Below are 20,364 nucleotides of genomic sequence, written 5' to 3'. Positions count from 1 at the left end.
GGTGTAGGAAAGATAAGAAGACAGGTTATGCTGTCACGTTCAAGGTATGAACGTATCAGCAGGAGCTCAATTGCTTAACCGCTCATCAGTGCAAACAATGCAGCTTGTATGTGACCCTTCTGAAAATTTCAATTTATAGATGGCTCCCGGTATTTGATGTACTGCCGAATTCTGAAGTCAATCTCGCAATAAATGCCTTCATCTAAATCACGCTTTGCTTAAGCTTTTTCCAGAGCCTCAAGGATCTCACCGCACTTACCATTTTGGTTAAGTTTATTCAGAGCGATTTACTGCGGTGAATTTCCTTAAGCGCCACAATTTCAACATTCAACTTGTCGAAGGTATCTTAAATGCTTTTGACTCTCTCTTCATCTGACGGCCCTCTTCGATGTTAAAAAACCTGGAAGGGGGCCGCTTGGAAAACGGAAAACATCCTACGTTAAGCCTGTTTTTTGAGCTGGCATCACGGGCAGCTATGAGCGAACAGTGGACATTGCTAACAGCCTTCTGTGTGAATTATCAGGGAGCAGGTCAAATTCACCTGCCGGACTTGAAGAGATGCACCGGCTGGCCATGAACGGCCCGGTCGCCGCAGCCGTTAAGTAATCGCCAGGAGGCTTAGGGAAGAAAGGGGCGCTGATCGCCCCTTTTGTTCAGACATCGGCACCAAACGTTCTCGCGAACGGGCTCAGAGCATTATCTACGGCAGCAATCAGAGCGTCGGCAGCTTCAGTGAGCGTTTGCACCGGGCTGATGCGTTCATCCTCCACGGTATAGCAGTGCAACGAGCAGATCTCTTCCTTAAAGCGGAAGCCTAGGTTAAGCACGCCGTTTGCATTCACAATCGGCACCCCGTAGCCGACGTCAGGGACTAAAAGATGTCCGCTGCACCCCGGCAGCCAGAAGCGCTCAAAATTTTCTGCGGGCACCCGCTTGGCGTTTTCAGGCCGCAGCGTCATCAGTATCTGGCTGAGTCCGGCCTGGTCGCATTTCCTGGAAAGCGATTAGGACCAAAAAAAATCAGACTTTAGGAGCTTAAGCATGGGGAGTGCCAGAGAGCATCTGTTTGACATGCAGGAAGAGCGTTTTGAAGACTGGGCTTCAGAGCATCACCCGGACGTCGAGCCGGACATGCCTGAGTAGGACTCTATTACCCAGCATTACAGCGACTGGCAGGACTTTCTGGCAGATCAGGCTTACGAAGATTATCAGCAGGAGAAGCTATCGGCCTCTCTTAACTCGGTCGATGCACGCTGTGAGCACGCCTTCTCAGAACTGAAAACACTGCAGGGGCTTAATCTGGCGTTTCAGCCGGACATCGTTTTGCGTATGGCATGGGTTCACTGTGTAAGTGTGATGGAAGCCTGCCTAATGTACTGCGCCCGGGCGCTGCTTAATCATGAGCCTCATCTTCAGTTATTTCGGGCGAACCAGCAGGCGTTTAGGCTGAGAAAAAAGCAGGCTGATTTTCTGGACGCCTGCGCAAGTGCCAACGCACCTGCAGATGAATACCGCCATGCTGTGCAGTGCATCGTCAGCAGAATGACCTTCCACAATGTGGATCATATTGAAAGGTATTTCGGTGCCGTTCTGCATCAACCTCCTCAGTGGCCAACGCGCAAACTTAAATACATTGTCGATACGCGGCATGATTTGGTTCACCGAAACGTCATTTCTGAGTATGACACTGAGACCACTCCGCCGTCCTGCCGGGTGTGAACTTCACTTATCCCTATTCATTCCCTGACCCGGCATGCAGCCAAGAGTACCAAGTGCGATTGAAAGCTTTGCATAGCCCCGGTAAAGTAAACGTCGGTTCAGGATGTTCTGAACAAGGGTATCCATTCTCCCGACAGCTACACCCAATGCTTGGGGATTTAAAAAACGGGTTTAGTATCCTGCGTTATCTACTTTAGGGGAAGCCAGTGTATCCGCAGATCAAAACACGTAACAATTATGGCAATAAGGTTGATGCGATCAGAAAAAAATTAAACAGGTACTCAAATAAGTCATTTTTAGAGATGCTTTATGTTCATTTTCAGTCACTGCGTAAACCAGAAAATGGCCTAATATCAAACTTTCCATGGTGCTGCTTCCTGGCATTAAAATGGAAATATACAGGTAACGTCAATAAAAACCCCACTGACATAAACCAGCAACAATTCAACTCGATTATTAACAGGATATATGAGCTGCAGTCGGATGCTTCGGATTTGCAAAAAACAGAAGGTATTGAACTTGAATTAAGAAGAATGATTATTGGTCAGGTTTTCTATCAATCTTCGTTTCACTCCTGTATGCATTCTCTGGTAAGACAATACCAGTGGCACTGTGAATGTGATTCCCCTTGGTTCAGGAAGACCTTTCTTGCACAGACAGGTCTGAAGCTTGAAGACTATTATACAATTTCTTTTTACTTGCTGACGATTGTTATAAATATTAAAGAAACTGAATCTACATGTATTAATGTGAGAGATTTGATAGTGCCACTTTATCCGTATTTTGGCGAAGGTCTGCTAAGGAAATATATCTCGTTGTTATCATTACGGGAGACAGAGCTAGCAGGTTTTTTTAGTGGATACAGCGCTGAAAGACAACATGTTTCTGAATATTTCGAAGAGACTCCACTATTAAGGAAGCCTTTTCTTATGGAAAATAACTTTCTAGTTACTTTGTCAAAAAACCTTCTTCTAAGCTCGTTTTCCTCAATCGTTCCTATGGTGCTGAAAGAACATAACTCTGGTCAATATAAAGATAAGCTTGGTCCCTTGGTGGAACGTTATCTGGAAAGCTACATTCGTCAGGCATTTCCTTATCTGGTTACGGAGGAAGATATCACTTTGATTTATCGCGATAATAATATTGAGAACGTCATGGTAGATTATCTGTTGCGCGAAGGAGACGGTTATGTTTTTATTGATTCCAAGGCTATTGAACCCCATAGGGCGGTTAAGACATCTGTCGACCCAATTCATCTTAAGGGTAAGCTAAAATCAAGTTTTGAACATGGCATTATTCAGGCTCAGGGTTGTTGCAACCAGATCAATACTATAGAAAAAAGAGCCCCTTCAGAGAAAGATTCTATTATCATAGTTGTTAACCAAGATCATTTTATTTCTTCCGGGACTTTCTTAAATAATAATATATCTCCAGGATTATATTTAGAAATAAAGAGTAAGTACGGATATCTTCCTGTTGCCCTGGAAAGGGTTTATTACCTTACTGTTGATGAATTAGAGTATTTAATAGACGTGTGCAAAGATAAAAAAATAGCAATCACAGATATTATAGATAAAGCTTCATCTGATGATGCAGTTATTCATAAAAGAAAAATGAATTTTGGAATGCATCTGGCATCTTACTCGCCTGCTAATTTGGCAGACAGACAACCCGTTCGAACCGGTGTATTAGCTTTGATACACAAAATAGGCGAAATTAAGAAATGCTCATCGGGATTTTGGGATGGTCAACTGGATAAATATCTTAAAATTCTTCACTCCCTGACGGCACGTTAGCAACAACGAGAAAATATTTTATAATCCTGCTTTTCGTCAGACAGCGGCTTGATAAAACTGATTTTTTAAACCAGGCATTGGCTACAGAGTGCCTGGCATAATTCCCAATGTTGTCTGACAGGACTGCCACCGGCACAGAGTGGCGTTAAGCGCCAGTCTGGCTGGCTGCATAGTGCATCATATATATTTATATGAAGTCTTCATTTTCAGGGGGGTAAGCTGCGTGCCGTCTTTAGGAAAAAGCGGTTCAAGAAGACTGATATCTGTGGGGTCTGGTTCATAATAAACACCTTTAACTTTATGGAACACAATACTGTCGGATAAAATCTCAAGTGAGTAATTTTGTTTCTCACTGGAGCAAGAGAATGAATATTTATTTCGTTTATTCCTTTCCAGCGGCTGAATGGTCGGTGCAAACATCCATATATCCTCTTCAACATGTTCAAAAAGTTCTATGTTATATGAACGAGAATCAGGTTCTGCACCTTTGATTGCCGATGACTTACTGAATAACACCACGTTCTGATGCCTACAGGCAGATCTCTTTCTGCGGGGATGCTGAGTCGAATCAAAGCTTATTCCATCCAGCCTGTATTTATCCGATACAGACAGATATTCGGAAACGGCGTGGGTAATCAAATACTCATTCTCAGGATTTTTCCCGGAGACCGGCAGCGTCAATTTTCTCGACAGGGTACGCATAAAATTTGCTTTGTCATTCAGATTTGCCACGCGCTGATCAAACACGCTTCCTCTTACCTCAGTCAGGTTGTTCAGAGCCGATATATCCAGAATTTTTAGCTCCCTGAGCGGCCTGAATGGCACCACCACGACATAACAGCCTACGACAGGCCTGACCTCTGCCACGGCGATAGCAGGGGCAGTAGCGCCGTAAAAAACCGGTATGCCATGCGCATTCATACGGCCCGATCGGGCCAGTTCGTTCGGTGGTGGTCCGAAGAACCGTTCAGGATGCTCCAGCGCCTTCTCCGCGTCTTCGATATTTTCAAAAACCCTTGCCCTGTAAAATATATTTTCACTGCTGGCTTCATGGATGGCGTTCTGGCTCTTGTCCGTTTTTAATATTTCAATATCGGAAAACAAATCATCAAGAAACTCTTTAACGTGCTGGTTAAAGAAACGTGACTCATTTTTAATGAGATTCCTCCATTTTCTCCCATGCGTAACCCATTGAATTTACTGTACGCTTTGATTTAGTAAAATGGAAACTTTCGTCATAAATAATTTCAGTGCCGTAATGATCGTTATAGATATCTATCATAACGTTTAACAGGTCTTTTGCTGGTTCCTCATCAACGTGAAGTTCATCCTGAATAATAAATTCAGCAGGTTCACCGCTGTCATAATAAAACGGACCATCTTCTGGCTGCTCATAATGCTCCATAAACATTTTATGAAGCATTCCGGCTATTTCATCCAGCACCACATTCTTTTTGCGTTTATTGCAGTAGCTGCAATTACGGTTAGCCTTCCCTTTTTCCCGTATATGATTTCTGATATATTCTTCACCCACGCAGGTATGACATATGTATTTATCTTCGTTCATGATTGTCCCGATATCAGAGCCAGCTGCAGGTTTTGTCCGCTTTTCATCAGAGTAACATTTGTCGGGAGAATTGGTGAAAGTGAACCGGAGTTTTATCAGGCAGTGATCTCCTTGTTTTTCTTTTCACCAGGTATTCAGCCCAGAGTGCCTGGTACCGGCTCTCCCCCGCCCGTTTCGCCTTCTTTCCTTTACCATCAGAAGGTTACGCTCTGATCCTGCCCGTACCGCACGTGGGCGCCCCGCTTTTTAATTTCCGCCGACCAGGTTATTCTCCGTATACGGGTAAAAAGCCGAAAAATCGATCCGTTCAGCATCCGCAGTGGATCGATTTATTGCGGTCGTTTTTTCTGGACAGATGCGGGAAAATACGTTCCATGACATCAGATCGCGGAGAATGAAAAATTGGGCATCTTACCCCCGGAAGTCAGGCAGAATTCACGCAGCGATGTCAGCGTTCACAATATGAGCAATACCACTGCGGCGCGCTACTTTGACTACGAAAGCGCGGGGGCCCTGCGAAACCTCGCCGCCGCCTACGGCACCGACATGCCCCGCTACCTGCTGGCACCCGAGGTGGCCGTGCTGCTGTCGAAGATGCCGGACCTTAAAAGCGCCTGTTCACCGACACCCTGTGGAACACCGGCGGGCGGCTGAACGAAATACTGCCGCTGACGAAAGAGGACTTCGTGCTGGACGATCCTGTCACCGGCGCGCCGCTGGCCTCGCCGTTCGTGGTGCTCAGAACCCTCAAACAGCGCCGGCTGGAAGAGGCGGCGGGAAGCCGTGGACGCCGGCGCGGCCGGCCGACGAAGGAGGAGCAGCAGGCGGAGCGCGACACGCAGGCGCAGATCCGCGACAACCCGCCGCGCGCGGTGCCGCTGACCGACGGCGGATACGTGCAGCGGCTCAGGGAGTGGTTTGCGACGGCGCAGCCGGCGGGCGGCGCACGACTGTGGGATATAAAGAGTGAGGACACGGCACGCAGCTGGATAAGCCAGTCGGTGGCGGCCGCCGTGCGTGACGGTGTCACGTTATCGGTGCGCCCGGTGACGCCAAAGACGTTCCGGGACTCGTTTGCGATGCACCTGGTGCAGCACCAGGTGCCGCAGAAGGTGATCCAGACCCTGATGGGCCACAAGGACGCCAAGTCCACCGAGTGGTACACCCGGGTGTTCGCAATGGACGTGGCGCGACAGCTCGGGGTGCGGTTCTCCATGGATCCGGACGAGGCCAGCCAGCTGTTGCTGCCGGGTTTCCCGGGCGGGCGTTTAATTACAAACTGATGGAGGTTGACTGCAGCGTTGTCTCAGGAAACGCTTCTGCATCCAAAAAAATACTTTCCCTCTCTGAACCATGAATTTTCCGGGTCCGGCACCGGCAGAACTGCCCCGACCAGAATTTATACCCGCGGATCTGGCGCATTTTCGCGAAGAGCCCACCACCCAAATACGGCAGTACAGTCAGTCTGCTGCACAGGCAGGATTCTGGAGAAATGACACTGCGAGGCTGGCCGGCTCGCGCGGCTGCATCCGGGAGAAGACGGTCTCATCCTCAGAACTGAACGCTGCCCGCCCATGCTGCCTGACAGTACGGCATTAACGATCAGGTCCTGAACGGACGAAGAAGGGTTTCCGGGACGAACCAGATATTTCCCCGGGCGCGAGAGCAGGCCACGTAAAGGCGGTTTCGTGAGGAAGGCTGCAGCGCCTGTAGCGTCCAACGGGTCAGGTTACGCCAGTGCTCTGCGCCCATCACGATGCAGACGTCATGAAAGTGATCGAGCCCTTTACTGGCGCCCCAGTTCATCGAAAAGCATCCGTATCGATGGTGTTCGCGGTAGAACAGCTTGATAATGCTTCCATCCGCATGCAGAGCGGCGGCGCGTGCCGGATCGCTGACATGCTCAATCAGGGTCGTATGCGGGACGTGGGCCTCAATACCTATGTTCAGATATCCGGAAATGAATGCGCAGACCGTCTGTGAACATCGCCACGTCTTACTGAGCGTTTCCCGATCGGACATGATACCCGCCGCGCGAAAGCGGCTTTCATAGAGGTAAATGTCATCGTGCAGAGTAGCGTTGGTAGCACCATCCCGGCTCGTGTCGAACGTATGCTGATAAAAATCGCCTGCAAGCATCACTGACACCCTTGCCGCACACAGCTCCAGTAAAAAATTGAAGTCATGGCCGGCGAAGTCCTGCACTTCATCAACCAGTAACTCATCATAATAACGTTCAAGCCGGACGCGGATCTCCGGCATCATTTCACGGTACATCAGCAGCAGGGAAAGCCGGCAGTGGTAGATACGTCCTGTCCGATCCTGAAAATGAAGCCGGTCTGACCGGCGAATTTTTTGCGGCGGCTGACTGAAGCTCATGCCCTGGATCCCCATCTGCTGCTGCAGCAGTGGCCGACAGCAGAATCCGTGCAGAAACTCAAACCAGGTCATTACCCGGATACCGTCCGGCAGGAAGCCGAAGCGGTTAATAATCTTGGCACGCAGATGCGTTTCATTATTCACCGTATGTGTCAGAACAAGAGCGCAGCTGTCTTCCCGGAGACGCTCTACCAGCAGGGTGGTTTTACCGGAGCCGGCGACGGCAAAGACTACGCGCTTATCCATGCGATGGCCTCGCAAATATAGGCTGGTACCGACAGATCTTCCCCGTGCTCCCTCAGCAGCCTGAAGGCGGCCTCAGTCTTGTTTGACAGCATATACTCCTGCACCGTCAGTCGGCGCCGGGGCGTGTAAAAGGTGGCCTCACATAGCGCTGCGTTGTCTTGGTATAGGCTGATCTCGAAGGTGGACCGGCGGCTATCCATGTCAGCAAATACCCGCGTACCCGCGCAGAGCACAGACTCATAGCGTTCAACGCAGTTTTGTTGATAATTTCCGTCATTGTCGCGGAGTGCGGCTACCCGGTTACCCAGCAGCCGCGCCAGCTCAAGGTAGCGCCAGAAGCTTGTCCCGCCGATGGCTATAACGTGTATCCCGTCGTCTTCCGGAGCGCGCCCGGTCAGGCTGCGGTAAAACGCCTCAATAAGGATAAATTCCGCATCCCCTTCAACCAGAATAACCCGTCGTGCGAGCGCGAACTCCAGCACGTTATTGTCCGGCGCCTTGATGAAAAAGCTGGCCGTGTCTTCCGACAGCTCCTGCAGCAGCACAGGACCGCTTTCCCCGAGCAGGATGGCATTACGCAGATCCAGACGGGATGAAATGTGGCTGCTGTGCGTGGCGATAAACAGCTGTGTGTGCCGTTCTGCCGCCAGCTGACTGACGAGTTTTTTCATGCTGATGTGGCTGAGGTGATTTTCCGGCTCTTCAAGCAGCAGCGCGTGCAGTTCACCTTGCTGCTCCCGCCGGCGCAGCGCAAACTCGGTTTTGATAAAGCACTGCCTGCCCTTGCCCCGGTTCCGGATCGGAACGCCCTCTTCGGTAATGTCGAGATTGGCTTCAAGGCAGGCCCGGGCGCCAGACCGGACACTGAACTGATACGTTTCCAGCCCGTTATTCACACCAGAAAGATGCTGTTCCCGAAAGAGATTTTTCTGCTGCCGCCAGGTATTTTCCAGCCTGTACCGGTCCTGCAGGGGAACGTTTACGCCATAGACGGCGCGGGTAACTCTTGAGCGGCGTGATCGCTGTCTATACGGGTGCTGTCAAGCAGCAGATGACGAAGATAACGCCGGAAACCTGCACAATGGCTGCCAGAAAATGTGGTGAACTTTACGGCATAATATTCATAGGGGAAATTTGACGGGTCCTGCTCCAGGATGTGGCAGATATCCCGACTGTACTCATCCATCATCGGGGCAATGCACATTCTGAGCCCGTCGGCCTCTCTGTCGGTCAGGTTTTGCCGGCCGTTCAGGTCGGGATTTCCGCCATTACTGAGAAACACGTCGACCACCAGCTCAGGCAGAAGATCAGCACGCCGCTCCCCGGCCTGAAAGGCCTCAACGACATTCAGTGAAAGCAGCGACTCAATGCCCAGCGTTTCGACCCTGTGCCGGCTGGCGCTGAGTACAAGATCCAGCGCCAGCAGGATGCTGCTTTTACCGGACTCGTTGTCTCCGATGATCACATTTCTGCTAGGCTGGAAAGAAAGAGACAGCCAAGAAAACTTTCTGAAATTTTTGAGCATCAGGTGCGTTATGACGGGCATTGTTTCTTCCCTGAATTATGCGGCCGGAAAACCCGGGGCGGGTCATTCTCTACTGGCTGAGCCTCTGGCAATTCTGGATCCCTGTCGCTCAATGAAACTGCTTTCGGCAGTGCCAAAAAAATGCAGAGCATCTCGCTGCGGTTATCATCATGCCACGCCGCCTGTACGAAATAAAAGTCTCCTGAACAAATCCTGAGCATAACTGGTCGCATCTGGTCAAGAGCGCACGCTCGCCTGTTTCCGGCTGAAGCACAGAAGGATATTACGCCATAAACGACGGGCACTTTCTTCAGAAAGTATCAGCACAAGCCACGGACGGAAGCATACTGATACCGATAATAAAGGTGTGCTGGCCGGGAAGACTGCGTTTTTTTGACTCAGAGGTGTGCTGACAAATTATCCGGTCGAAATGCGGAGGACGCATCCCAAAAAACTTTATTGGCAGGCTTCACAGCGGACACCCCGTCCTCAAAAGGAACCGGGCGCATCAGAAGGCGTATCGGGATGCCAGGAAGAGCGCCCGGGAAAATGGCCGGGCTAGTCAGTGGTGAATTTGCGCCAGCTCATCTTCCGTAAGGCCGGTCATCTGCATGATGATATTCTGGTCAAGGTCATTCTGCAGCATGGTTCGCGCAATTTTCAGGGTTGCTTCGCGCTCGCCCTTTTCAATGCCTTGCTGCTCTCCAAGCTGGATCCCCTCCTGCCGTCCTTTCTCAATGCCCTTCTGTTCAAGCTGCTGTGCGATGGTCATGAGTGCGTCTCCGTGTTGCGGCACACGCTGTGCCAGTTCGCGAACAAAGGCTTCGGAGTCGGCCGACTCTCCCGCCTGCAGTAAATAGTGTATCAGCGCCGTCACCTGAGGTGAAGAAAGATAGTCTGCCATCAGCAGGGTGGCCAGCCGGTCGGTCAGTGCGGCCATGTCGCGCTGGTGAATATGCTTCTGCAGGAGCGTGAGGGCCGCCATACTGCGGTGATCCATGATGTCATCGTCCGGGATAACGGTGATGTCTGTCAGGGGAAAGGCGCCGCCGTAGAGTTTTTCTGCCACTGCCGGGTCATCGAATTCATCCAGCCAGCGGGTGGAATACGGGTAAGGGTTGCGTTTTCCGGTATAGAACAGCACGGGTATCACCAGCGGCAGCTTCCTGTGACCCGCCTCAAGATGGCGCTGCATGGCCGCCACGGCGTAGCGCAGCAGGCGAAAGGCCATATGCCGGTCCGGAGACGACTGATGCTCAATCAGCACGTGAACGTAGCCGTCCCCGGCGGTGGTCTTCAGGCTGTAGAGGACGTCGCTGAAGTACTGGCGGAGGTCGTCCTCGACAAAGGATCCGGACTCCAGCTTAAGGGTGCTGAGGTCGCACAGCGCGCGCAGCTCTGCCGGAAGATGGAGTTCCATAAAGTCCCGAGCGATCTCGGGCTGCGTGAGGAATTGCCGGAAGGTGGCATCATGAGGGGTTGGGGTGCTGTTTTTCATCTTCATCCATGCTGACTCTCTAAATGACACGGACATAGTATCACGACAGTTAAGGAGCTGTGCGGGGCTTTGTTGAATAAATCTGATTTAGATAAAAGCTCCCCTCGTCGCTGACTCCCTCAGGCAATCCGTACACTTTCTGGCATGCCTGCACGCGTCATTTTGTTTAATGCGCGGATCATTGCCATAGCCTCCCCAACCTGCGCATCATAATCCCGCAACGTAAGATGCCCACCAAACAGCTGTTTGACACGGTACATTGCCGTTTCAGCCACCGAACGTCGGTTGTAAACCGTGTGCCATTTCCAGTACGCATTGCTTCCCATCAGCCGTTGCCAGGCAACCGCCTGATTTCTGTCGGCATATTCAGCCGGCCAGTAACCTGCGCGGGTTCGCGGCGGGATAAGTGCTTTGATTTTCTTACGCCGCAGTTCGTCGTGGCACCGTCTGGTGTCATAAGCTCCGTCGGCGCAGGCGGTTCTGATTTTCCGGTGGGTCTGGCGAATAAGCCCCGGGAAGGCCTCTGCATCCGTCACATTGTTCAGGGAAAGGTCAGCGCAGATAACCTCATGCGTATCAGCGTCCACCGCCAGGTGCCGTTTACGCCAGACGCGGCGCTTTTCCTGGCCGTATTTTTTCACCTTCCACTCTCCTTCCCCGAAGACTTTTAATCCGGTGGAGTCGATAACCAGATGGGCTATTTCGCCGCGCGTGGGGGTTTTGAACGGGATATTGACGGACCTGGCCCGTCTGCTGACGCAGGAGTAATCCGGGCACCGGAGCGGAAGCGTCATCAGGGTAAAAATGGAGTCAATGAACCCCTGCGTGGCGCGCAGCGTGAGGCGAAAGACGCGTTTGAGCATCAGTACGGTGGTAATAGCGAGCTCAGAATAACGTTGCGGACGACCACGTGAAGACGTGTCTGGCTCGTCATACCAGGTCTGGATAGCCGACTCATCAAGCCAGAATGTCAGTGAGCCCCGGTTGATTACGGCCAAAAGTTCGATTTATTCAACAAAGCCTCGCCACGGGTTTAACAGACACCTCTGAGTCATCTATGGACGGCCCCACGACAGTAGACAACGGCTCGAAAGTGTCTAGATTATCCGTGGCGATTCAGATTGCCTGAGGAAGTCAGTGGAGGAGAGTTAATATCTAAATCCGATTTATTCTACAAAGTCACTTTTATCATAAAATGAGCCTCACGACTGGCTCTCGTGAGGCTTGTTGCACTCAGATCTGGAAGGTCAGTATTTTCTTCAGGTAGTTATTCTTCTGCCTGAAGTTTATCCATTACGGACTTTATGGCCGCATCAAGTTCTGCATGAAATTTGGCTGGAATGCGTGAAAATTCATAGGTTATAAGTCTTTTTTCAGCATCGGTCTTTTTACGGGCAAACTGCTTTTTATCACTGAATTCAGCCAGCTTTTCAACCACTGCTTTCTTCGTGTTACGCGGCGATTTCAGACCGTTGCTTTCAGCTTTGAAGAAACCAATAATCTTCGTTTTATTGAGCGGGTCCTGAGCATCATACGTCCCATCCTTTTGAATCCTGACGCGTACACCTTCAACCACTTCAAGTACGTCTACCTGCCTGGATTTAGCCTGCTCTGCAATCTCCAGCAGTAAATGATAGTCCGGAATTGCCAGATCGCTTAAGGATGGGAAAACGGCAATCATTTCATCAGGCACAGCGGCTGCCTGAAATGCACGGGTGATCTTGGCCGGTGAGATGCCTTCAGCTTTGGCGATCTCCGTCTGGCTCATGCCATTGTCACTCATCACCTTCAGGCGTTTGCCTAATTCCCGAAGCGTATGCTCTTTTGCCGTCTGAATATCTACTGCAAGTTGACGGGCATCACTGATATCGAGTTCATCTTTTGTAACCAGGACTTCAAATGGCATGCCATTGAAAAGACAGGCTGCCCGACGGCGTGAACCATCCAGAATTTCAATGCGATTATCGACTTCGCGCCCTATGGCGGGAAAAAACTGCTGCAGGGTGATCGTGCGGGCAATATCGCTGATGGACTCTGGGGTCAACAACGACTGATCGCGACCGTTCACAGCTGAGTCAATATAGGTCTGGACTTCGATATCATCATGAAGGATCTTAGTAAGTACAAAGCGGGCTTCTTTCCCCGACTTCAGCACAAACACGCGCTCCCCTTCCCTTTCGCTGAGCATTTTGGAGAAGTTTGAATTACCCAGTGTACGGCCCATTTTCTTCATGACTTTGGTCATTTGATACCCCTTATAAATTCGATTCGCTTGAACACCGCCTGAGTGAAACGCTCGGCTTCGCGTTTCGCGTTTTTAAGGGCTTCAGCACTTCCAGGATAAGACTGCGGATCCGCACTGACAATGGTGTCAAAGGTTTCCCCACAGCGCTCAAAACCATCAAGTCGCGGCAATACCGCATCGAGGATATATGAGGTAAAAACATCACGGGCAAGGCCATGGGTCATCTCGTGATCGCGCTTTGTGGTCATTTTAGACATAAAGCCTATATTCCCTTTGATACGCGGATTGACGCCTTCTTCTTCCAGTTGCTCCAGCATTTCAGGCAGTCGTGTCAGGTATTTAAGCGTTGAATGAAAATCAACCTGTGCGGGAGGGGTCGGCGTTAACAGCAAATCACTGGCGGCAATAGCATTCAGCATGAATGCATCCAGATGCGGCCCCGTATCGATAAAGATGAAATCGTAATCTTTACCTACGCGATCGATGATATTGCGCCGGAGCACTTCTGAAGGCAGAACGCCCGGAAGGTTTTCGCGAACCAGTTCACCCCACTGGCTGGCAACAAACCCATCATCAATCGAGGCAGGAATGATATCCACGCCGGGAATTATTGTCGGCTGGATAATCTGACGCTGCAGCTGCTCGGCATCAAGGTCATTCAGCATGGCCTGAGCAGCCGTTTCCATGATTGAACCTATGCTGTGAGCCTGATTCAGGAACATGGTGCTGGAAGCTTGTGGATCGAGGTCTATTACCAGGTTTCGTAAATCATATTGCAACAAGTCAGGATGTACACGGAGTCCATGTGCAAGCGTTACCGTACTGACCGTTTTTGACACCCCACCTTTCAGATTCACCACGAAGATGACGAAGGGACCTTCGCCTTCATGCAGATCACGATATTTAGGCACTTTACGGTGTGCATAGATGTCGACAACATCTTCAACGGTCAGAGCATAGTGCCTGGCATTACCGGCGTCTTTTTTACCAAACTCATGTCCCTGCTCTTCCATTTCATCAATAGCCTGCTCGACAGCACGACGGCTGAGCTTAGGCATATTGGCAACGGAATTTCGCGTAAAGGTCTGGTAATAGCGATCAAGTCCAAACTCATGACGTTTATCAATGATGTCATCACTCATGCTACGGAGCATGGCATTTGCTCTGCGGGCAGTCTCGTCAACACCACCATAGTTACTTTTCATGCAGTTAACCTCACCGGAAATTTCAGCTAGTGTACAAGCCGAAATTAAATGTGCAACTTTTATCGTAAATCAGAAAATTATTGTACTGGCTCAGAAAAGTTAACCGGATGAAAACTTTATGACCGCAAGTTATCAGTCGTATGCATTAAATCCAAAAAAAGTTATCGGTCGTATGCAAGACACTCTGTTTTTCCTACCGGAAGAATGTGTATTAGGGTGATGTTCTAACTGCCCATAATCAAACCTTCAACAAAAGTTGGCAGTCGTATGCATAAAGTTTCCAGTCGTATGCTTTACTATGCCGATTGCGGGGTGTTGTTCCTAGCCCTCATGTTTGATCTCCCCATAAGAAAGGTTATCGGTCATGTGCTAAAAGTTATCGGTCGTATGCTCTGTAGCAGTTTATATAAGCGATTTTAACAGGGATCTTAAGAAAAGATCAGGCAGTTCCAAGCTGGAGGAGTCGGTTCAGACAAAAGTTGATATGAGATGGCTACGATATGGGTAAAGGTTAACCAAACATTTCCAGTCGTATGCGTTTACCATGTCTAGCATTGTTGCATATGGCTCTATAATGCAGTTAGGTCATTAAAATAGGCCTGTAGACTAGTAAGTTAGATGCTCAGTGATAAATTCGTGTGAAAGCGTAACCCAGCGTAGGTTATCAGTTGTATGCATTGAAGGGGGAGAAGTAGAAGGAATCCTCGTACTGCAGGTTATCAGTTGTATGCTAAATCATTGCTTTAATGCTGTAAGGTTTCCAGTCGTATGCAAAAAGAGATTATTTTAAGCTCGAATGCGGCGGCTTCATAAAACACGTGATGGAAATGCTCAAACCAGCAATCTATCCACATGAAATCAAAAGGTTTCATGAAAAATTCCAGTCGTATGCACTCCTTCCTGAACGAAAGTAATCACTCAGAATCAAGGCTGATAAGGATCTTGGCTATCTCTTCTTCCGTGAATCCAGAATCCTTAAGCTTAGAAATTTTAGCGATCATTTTTTCATCCACAATCTGAGGCTCCTGGGTATCTGCATGGCCCGTTTTAGGCTGTTTGTTAGGGATAAGATTAGGATTACGCTTGGTGATGTTGAAGTAGACCGATCGACCCCTTTTAAACTCACTGTACTCTAGGTAGTTAATTTCTTTAAGCTGTTCAAGTGCTTTACGTACGATATGGTTCTGATAAGCCACGCGAGATTTCAAGCGAAGCCTTTCACGTAACCTTTTCATTGATACAGGCGCGGGATCTTTAGGAAGGCTCTCTATGAACGTATACAGAGCCTGAGCCGATTCTTTACGGGGAAGATGATCGATCGCTTTGAGGCGTAGATATACTTTGTAATCCATCTGGTAGAGATCAGTGAGTCTGTCATCCCCTTCAATCTCGACCTCGTTCTTTGCCATATTGTACTGAGCGCTGTTAACGAGCCCTGTAGTCAACGATCCAGAATCATTACGAAATTGTATGGTGACACCGCGTAAACGCATCAGAGAGTCGTCTATGCGTTTCTTCATGTCTTTATTTGAGCGCTTCGAGTCAAAACCACAGTTTTGTAAAAATTTGGTGAAGGGGAGCTTCAATTTACCGGCAAAAGTACCACTATCGTATATCGACCGAATGATCCCAAGCCATACCCGGAAGTCAGTGGCCATGTCCAGACGCTCAGAACGGATGGAGATGTCCTTGTACCCTTCCCTTTTTACAACTTCAAGATGGTAAAGATCTTCGCTAGCATCTACCGTAGACTTCACTGTACTGACAGAGTTTTTTAATTTTGCATGATCGGTGTTAGGAACAAATAAACCCAGGCGCATTAATGCTACCGGTTGAACGGTTGCATTCGCCGTAGGATTCAGGTGGACAACTTCCCCCGTTCTTTTGTTCACTTCATCGGTCATGCTATCTAAGTCTTTGACTTTTTTAGCCATATCTTAAATCCATTTATCAACAGGTTAAATTGCGGCAGCACATGACGGATAACCTTACCAGCATACGAGTGGAAATAAAATACCATACAGCCGATAACCAATTGCATACCACCGAAAACTTTTTGCATATGACTGCTAATCTTTTGCATATGACTGATAACCCTGATCGGCTCTTAGCCCACGCTACGCAAGGCTTTCAAGCTGTCGGGGATCGTTTTGGCAGTTTAGGATCGATATAGGATCGTTATAAGATCTTATTACTGGATCAATCCTGTGAGTAACGGGGATAAAATCAGGATGTTTTCACAAAAAATCTGTGGGCATTTCCGTATCCGTCACATGCGGTTTCCAAGTGACTCTAAAATCAGATTTACAAACACTCAGAGGTATACACTCTTAAATTGGAGATTCGGTGAAAAACTCTATCAAAAGCTCATAAATATCGGGACTTGATCCAGTAACTTGATAGTAACCTTGTTTCTGAAGAAGAATTTGCTAACAATCTCCGTTGAAAGTAGATTTTATGACGCTCTTGAGTAAAAGATGATGCAGTTCAGGTCGTCAAATAAGTACCCACATCAAGTTTGATAAAAAGCGTTTAGAATAAGTACAATCCGCACGACATAACCCATCAGTAAAGTTAAATTAATGCATTGATTTTATTGGTGTTTTCATGATTATTTCAGGCTGAAATTCCCGAAAAATGACTGATCTTCTACTCAGAATAATCTTTCATTAAATTCACATGTCGTTCAAAAATTGGTTATCCCAGAGATCGCTACGTGATTTGTTTCGAATTTTGTGGGTGATAACCCTGCAGAATTCACACAGTGATACCAAAAATTAACGCTATAGGTGTATTGATAATCGCTTTTACCTCACAAATCGTCCCTTATCTATCCAATCCCCCCTACCTGGCCAGAGACGATGCTGATATACACCATAAATTATTTATTTTTTATATAATGCAGATTCAAAATCTCAGATCAATGTCTGACCGATGTAATTGGCCAAGTATATAAAATAGTGAGTTGCACATCGGTGATTAGCACACCCCGATATTAATAATATTTCCATAATGCATATGTGAACATACGCCACTAAGAAGTTTTTACGACAAACAGATCATCAATATTCTTCGCAAGGCTGAAGCCGAGGTATCCGCCCACCAACCCCGCAACAAGCAATCTACAACGCCATATTATTTACATGTCGAAAAAATATGGCGGTATGAAATTGCCTGAGTTTAAGCGCCAAAAATCGCTTGAGGAAAAAATACTAGTTTTAAGAAACTTCTGCCCCATGGCCTGCTGGATAATGAGCACTTCAGGTGGCTGTACAGATAAAGCACTGCTACTTATCAGAAGCGTAAAGCTTCGGTGCTGATGTGTGAATTTACGGGTCTTTCGCAACGTCGTACCTGCAGACTCGCAGGTTTTCCCCTGTCGATCAGTTGCTATGACGCTTAGCGTCTAGCGGCTGATGCGCATTTATCGGGGCGCATTACTGAGCTGCAACTAAAGCACAGGCGTTTTGGGTTACGCCACATCTGGCAGTTAATGAGCCGCGAAGGGATCTATGTCAATCATAAGCGCGTATACCGGCTTCACCATCTAAGCATCTGGACGTAGAATACAGACGTCGTCGTAAAGATCTGGCTACTGAATGTCTGTCATCGCTCCACCCGGCCGCGTCCAGTTCAATATGATCGATTGACCTCGTCATGGATGCATTGATCTCCTAACGCAGGATAAAGTGCTTTACTTGCGTGGATGACTTCGCGAGGAAATACCTGATGGTAATCGCCCCCTTCGAGGTTTCTGGCCCACAGGTCACGCTTCTTCTGGGAAACATTGCGCTGTTTAGCAGCTATTAGGCGACGGTAAGAATTGAACAGATGTCATTTTTATCTGCAAAGAATTTGACCAGTAAGTTTATGTGCATGCTGTGAGCTACAGTTTTTCCAGTCCGGCAAGCCGACACAGAAAGGAAAAATTGAGATTTTTAACGGCCGCTTTCACGATGAATCCCCGAGTAAACACGGGTTCAGCGAAATGAGCGATACAAGGAAAAGCATCAGCGAACGGCGTCAGGATTTTAACAAGTAACGCTCGTAATCAACCCTAATCAGACGGCGTATGAATTTTCGGCGTGCTGAAGAAAAGGTAATTATGATAGGGAAGGTGCCTGTATTACTAAGTGAGCGATGTACGTAATCCCGGAGACGGCTCAATCCATCCAGTCTTTTTTCGTATTTTGCATTATTGGTAGTAGAGAATAATGAAGCTAAATTTTGAAGTGTAAATCGTCATTGTGATATGTGTCATAAGATTTTAACCCAACCTTATTTCATGTATAAATTGATGTAAAATAACATCTTTTTTGGATTATTTCAGGCTGAAATTCCCAAGGATTTACATAGCATAATGAAATATGAAACTCACCTTTAGTAATCTTCAGCAGACTGTTTACCCGTAAAAAACAAAGCCTCAATCACACACTACATCTGTCTATCTCATTATGTTTAAAACAGCTTATTACGGAAGTGTGACATAGCACCCTCATTGGAGTGCAACTGCCCGGTACTCATGTGCAATTCTCATGCACATCCGTGCCTTCCCGTTGACAGTTTGCGGTCGACTGCACCGCACGATGGCAAAAAGTCACTCTTTACACTCTATAGTTTCACGTTATTCCAAAGCCTGATGAAAATGTGTCGTCATGCTGAGGGGAGTCTGTTGCGGCTTATGGCATATGAATACCGACTTTACAGAGGGCTGACTAAACGCGCGCCCTGTGCCGCACAACAGTAATGACTCACTTGGGTAGTAAAGGCAGGCTGAATTCTAAAAGAAAAAGCTGGCCCTTTAGGGCTGCGCCGAATTCCTGTAAAGCTTTACCCGTAAACAGTCCGAATATCTCGTCTGCAGGGACAGGCATTTCAAAAAGCCAGCCGTGCGCCGACAACCAGAGTGTCGCCTCCATCTGTTCTATTCTCTCGGCCGTTATCTGCATCTCCAGACTTTTCCCCATGACCAGAATCGCATCCACCATCTGGTTTTTGTTGGACATTATGAGTGCGATGAAGGAATGGTCAATCTTAATCTTGTCATACGACAGCTGTGTCAGGTGATAGAGGTTGGAGTAACCGGTGCCGAAGTCATCAAGCGACACGGTGACGCCCATGGCCCTGAATTTATCCAGATTTATTCTGGATCTGACCATGTTCGCTATAAGCGTGACTTCGATAATTTCAATATCGAGCCGCGACAGCGGCAGGCTTCTTCCCCGAGCAGGCGCTTGATGGTATCCGGCTGTCTTGCCAGCAACGTTTCGGTCCGCTTCTGATTGTTCGTTGTTAGCGCAAGAACTCCCCGGAACTGCTTCCATTCCTTGCTGACCCGCTGAGCCGATTTTCCAGGGTTTTTGTCGAACCTAGGCCACATCCCACCGTCAGGCCTGTTGTTGCGAGCACGTGAGCACGCAGCCGTCGGTCATAGTGCTCGAAGTCCTCGCAACCATCGATACCTGTAAGGTCGAGGAACATCTCATCTATTGAGTATTGCTCGACCCGGGGTGCCATTTCTTCAAGGGCAGTCATTACACGCTGAGACAAGAAGTGGTTTATATGGAATGCATCACAAGTTAGAAATGAGTAATTATTATTCCGTTGAAATAAAATACTTATGTGTTGATGATACCCGGAGTGGATAAATTCACCTGGCGTTATCTCATCGGAAAGAGGTCAGTTATGGATGACAGATTTTATTTTTATGATGAACATTGCCACTGGACCTATAAACCTGACCTTATCAAGGTGTTCTGCCTGTCCAGTTCAATTGTCAATTATCTCGATGAGAAAATCGCTGCTGACTATGAGGCCACTCTGCTGTCCGACTGGCTTGACGGACAAAACGCCACTGGCCTGCGACTGTTATATGAGGACGTATTAGATATAGGCAGTGTTGCTGAAGTAAGCGCCATATTGAGCCGAAATCTGAGCCTCATCTCTTTGCGTGCCTCTCAGTGTCTGCAACAGGTCGGTATTGCTCCACGTGGTGTTTGCATGACATTTGCACTGTTTGCAGAAATTGCAAGGCGGGATAAAGGTACAATCCGTAATGCCAGGTTCCTTATTTTTTCTCCGAATGGCGTACGAGAAATTGACTTTGTCATGCATATTAACGAGATCAGGAAAGCTTTAAATAAACCTTTATTGATTTCACTTTCATTTTACTAAGGGCTTAATG

The 20,364-nt window shown here is 48.2% G+C and carries 14 protein-coding genes and 4 pseudogenes; 6 read left to right on the top strand and 12 right to left on the bottom strand.

The window, feature by feature from the left end:
- Positions 1-653: 653 nt before the first annotated feature.
- Positions 654-959 carry a hypothetical protein gene (locus tag Q3V30_RS21510; protein WP_306213306.1) on the bottom strand — a complete coding sequence of 102 codons (306 nt, stop codon included), beginning with the start codon at positions 957-959 and terminating at the stop codon, positions 654-656.
- 457 nt (positions 960-1,416) lie between these two features.
- Positions 1,417-1,662, bottom strand: a complete 246-nt coding sequence (locus tag Q3V30_RS21505) for a hypothetical protein (RefSeq protein WP_306213305.1) — start codon at positions 1,660-1,662, stop codon at positions 1,417-1,419.
- Between the two features lie 263 nt (positions 1,663-1,925).
- Between Q3V30_RS21505 and gapS1 the strand changes: the two genes are divergently transcribed.
- Entirely contained in the window at positions 1,926-3,515 is a 1,590-nt protein-coding gene (gene gapS1, locus Q3V30_RS21500) for a GapS1 family protein (protein WP_306213304.1), read from the top strand.
- Positions 3,516-3,692: 177 nt separating this feature from the next.
- Here the strand turns inward: gapS1 and Q3V30_RS21495 are convergent, their stop codons facing one another.
- Both Q3V30_RS21495 and Q3V30_RS21490 read right to left on the bottom strand, forming a co-directional pair.
- Positions 3,693-4,619 (bottom strand): RES family NAD+ phosphorylase, encoded by a 927-nt coding sequence (locus Q3V30_RS21495; RefSeq protein WP_306213303.1) that lies wholly within the window; start codon positions 4,617-4,619, stop codon positions 3,693-3,695.
- 49 nt (positions 4,620-4,668) lie between these two features.
- Positions 4,669-5,082 (bottom strand): HEPN-associated N-terminal domain-containing protein, encoded by a 414-nt coding sequence (locus Q3V30_RS21490; RefSeq protein ID WP_306213302.1) that lies wholly within the window; start codon positions 5,080-5,082, stop codon positions 4,669-4,671.
- A 402-nt stretch (positions 5,083-5,484) separates the two neighbouring features.
- Here Q3V30_RS21490 and Q3V30_RS21485 point away from each other — a divergent pair, with 402 nt between their 5' ends.
- Positions 5,485-5,736: a hypothetical protein gene (locus Q3V30_RS21485; RefSeq protein WP_306213301.1), complete on the top strand. Its 252-nt coding sequence runs from the start codon at positions 5,485-5,487 to the stop codon at positions 5,734-5,736.
- 32 nt (positions 5,737-5,768) lie between these two features.
- Positions 5,769-6,365: a tyrosine-type recombinase/integrase gene (locus tag Q3V30_RS21480; protein ID WP_428979277.1), complete on the top strand. Its 597-nt coding sequence runs from the start codon at positions 5,769-5,771 to the stop codon at positions 6,363-6,365.
- Positions 6,366-6,684: 319 nt separating this feature from the next.
- Here the strand turns inward: Q3V30_RS21480 and Q3V30_RS21475 are convergent, their stop codons facing one another.
- The 7 genes and pseudogenes from Q3V30_RS21475 to Q3V30_RS21445 all read right to left on the bottom strand — a co-directional run bounded on the left by Q3V30_RS21475 (position 6,685) and on the right by Q3V30_RS21445 (position 16,114).
- Complete coding sequence (locus tag Q3V30_RS21475) at positions 6,685-7,707, bottom strand: DEAD/DEAH box helicase (RefSeq protein WP_306213300.1); 1,023 nt, start codon at positions 7,705-7,707, stop codon at positions 6,685-6,687.
- A pseudogene (locus tag Q3V30_RS21470) lies at positions 7,692-9,253 on the bottom strand (ATP-dependent nuclease). Before Q3V30_RS21470 ends, Q3V30_RS21475 begins: the two are co-directional and overlap by 16 nt.
- Before the next feature lie 541 nt (positions 9,254-9,794).
- A complete protein-coding gene (locus tag Q3V30_RS21465; protein WP_306213299.1) occupies positions 9,795-10,736 on the bottom strand; it encodes an Rpn family recombination-promoting nuclease/putative transposase in 942 nt (313 codons plus the stop codon).
- Positions 10,737-10,849: 113 nt separating this feature from the next.
- Positions 10,850-11,728, bottom strand: a complete 879-nt coding sequence (locus tag Q3V30_RS21460) for an IS5 family transposase (RefSeq protein WP_306213298.1) — start codon at positions 11,726-11,728, stop codon at positions 10,850-10,852.
- Positions 11,729-11,997: 269 nt separating this feature from the next.
- Entirely contained in the window at positions 11,998-12,975 is a 978-nt protein-coding gene (locus Q3V30_RS21455) for a ParB family protein (RefSeq protein ID WP_306213297.1), read from the bottom strand.
- Positions 12,972-14,180 (bottom strand): AAA family ATPase, encoded by a 1,209-nt coding sequence (locus Q3V30_RS21450; RefSeq protein ID WP_306213296.1) that lies wholly within the window; start codon positions 14,178-14,180, stop codon positions 12,972-12,974. The genes Q3V30_RS21455 and Q3V30_RS21450 overlap by 4 nt, the downstream gene beginning before the upstream one ends.
- A 914-nt stretch (positions 14,181-15,094) precedes the next feature.
- Positions 15,095-16,114, bottom strand: coding sequence for a RepB family plasmid replication initiator protein (locus Q3V30_RS21445; RefSeq protein ID WP_306213295.1), 1,020 nt, complete (start codon positions 16,112-16,114; stop codon positions 15,095-15,097).
- A gap of 1,496 nt (positions 16,115-17,610) precedes the next feature.
- Between Q3V30_RS21445 and Q3V30_RS22795 the strand changes: the two are divergent.
- A pseudogene (locus Q3V30_RS22795) lies at positions 17,611-17,745 on the top strand (IS3 family transposase); the annotation flags it as partial.
- 327 nt (positions 17,746-18,072) lie between these two features.
- Positions 18,073-18,222: pseudogene (locus tag Q3V30_RS22790) on the top strand (integrase core domain-containing protein); the annotation flags it as partial.
- A 712-nt stretch (positions 18,223-18,934) separates the two neighbouring features.
- Here Q3V30_RS22790 and Q3V30_RS21435 read toward each other — a convergent pair.
- Positions 18,935-19,730: pseudogene (locus tag Q3V30_RS21435) on the bottom strand (Y-family DNA polymerase); the annotation flags it as partial.
- Positions 19,731-19,865: 135 nt separating this feature from the next.
- On the opposite strand from Q3V30_RS21435, the gene Q3V30_RS21430 reads away from it, so the two are divergent.
- Entirely contained in the window at positions 19,866-20,354 is a 489-nt protein-coding gene (locus Q3V30_RS21430; protein ID WP_306213294.1) for a hypothetical protein, read from the top strand.
- Positions 20,355-20,364: the final 10 nt, after the last annotated feature.

The organism is Erwinia pyri (assembly GCF_030758455.1).
In the GTDB taxonomy this organism is placed as follows: Bacteria; Pseudomonadota; Gammaproteobacteria; order Enterobacterales; family Enterobacteriaceae; genus Erwinia; species Erwinia pyri.
Note: the sequence above shows the minus strand (reverse complement) of the source record. Positions and strands in the feature narration are given on the sequence as shown.

Coding starts and splice junctions, on each gene's coding strand:
- Q3V30_RS21510 (WP_306213306.1), bottom strand. CDS start 959: ATGACGCTGCGGCCTGAAAACGCCAAGCGGGTGCCCGCAGAAAATTTT.
- Q3V30_RS21490 (WP_306213302.1), bottom strand. CDS start 5,082: ATGAACGAAGATAAATACATATGTCATACCTGCGTGGGTGAAGAATAT.
- Q3V30_RS21475 (WP_306213300.1), bottom strand. CDS start 7,707: ATGGATAAGCGCGTAGTCTTTGCCGTCGCCGGCTCCGGTAAAACCACC.
- Q3V30_RS21465 (WP_306213299.1), bottom strand. CDS start 10,736: ATGAAGATGAAAAACAGCACCCCAACCCCTCATGATGCCACCTTCCGG.
- Q3V30_RS21455 (WP_306213297.1), bottom strand. CDS start 12,975: ATGACCAAAGTCATGAAGAAAATGGGCCGTACACTGGGTAATTCAAAC.
- Q3V30_RS21450 (WP_306213296.1), bottom strand. CDS start 14,180: ATGAAAAGTAACTATGGTGGTGTTGACGAGACTGCCCGCAGAGCAAAT.
- Q3V30_RS21445 (WP_306213295.1), bottom strand. CDS start 16,114: ATGGCTAAAAAAGTCAAAGACTTAGATAGCATGACCGATGAAGTGAAC.
- Q3V30_RS21430 (WP_306213294.1), top strand. CDS start 19,866: ATGGATGACAGATTTTATTTTTATGATGAACATTGCCACTGGACCTAT.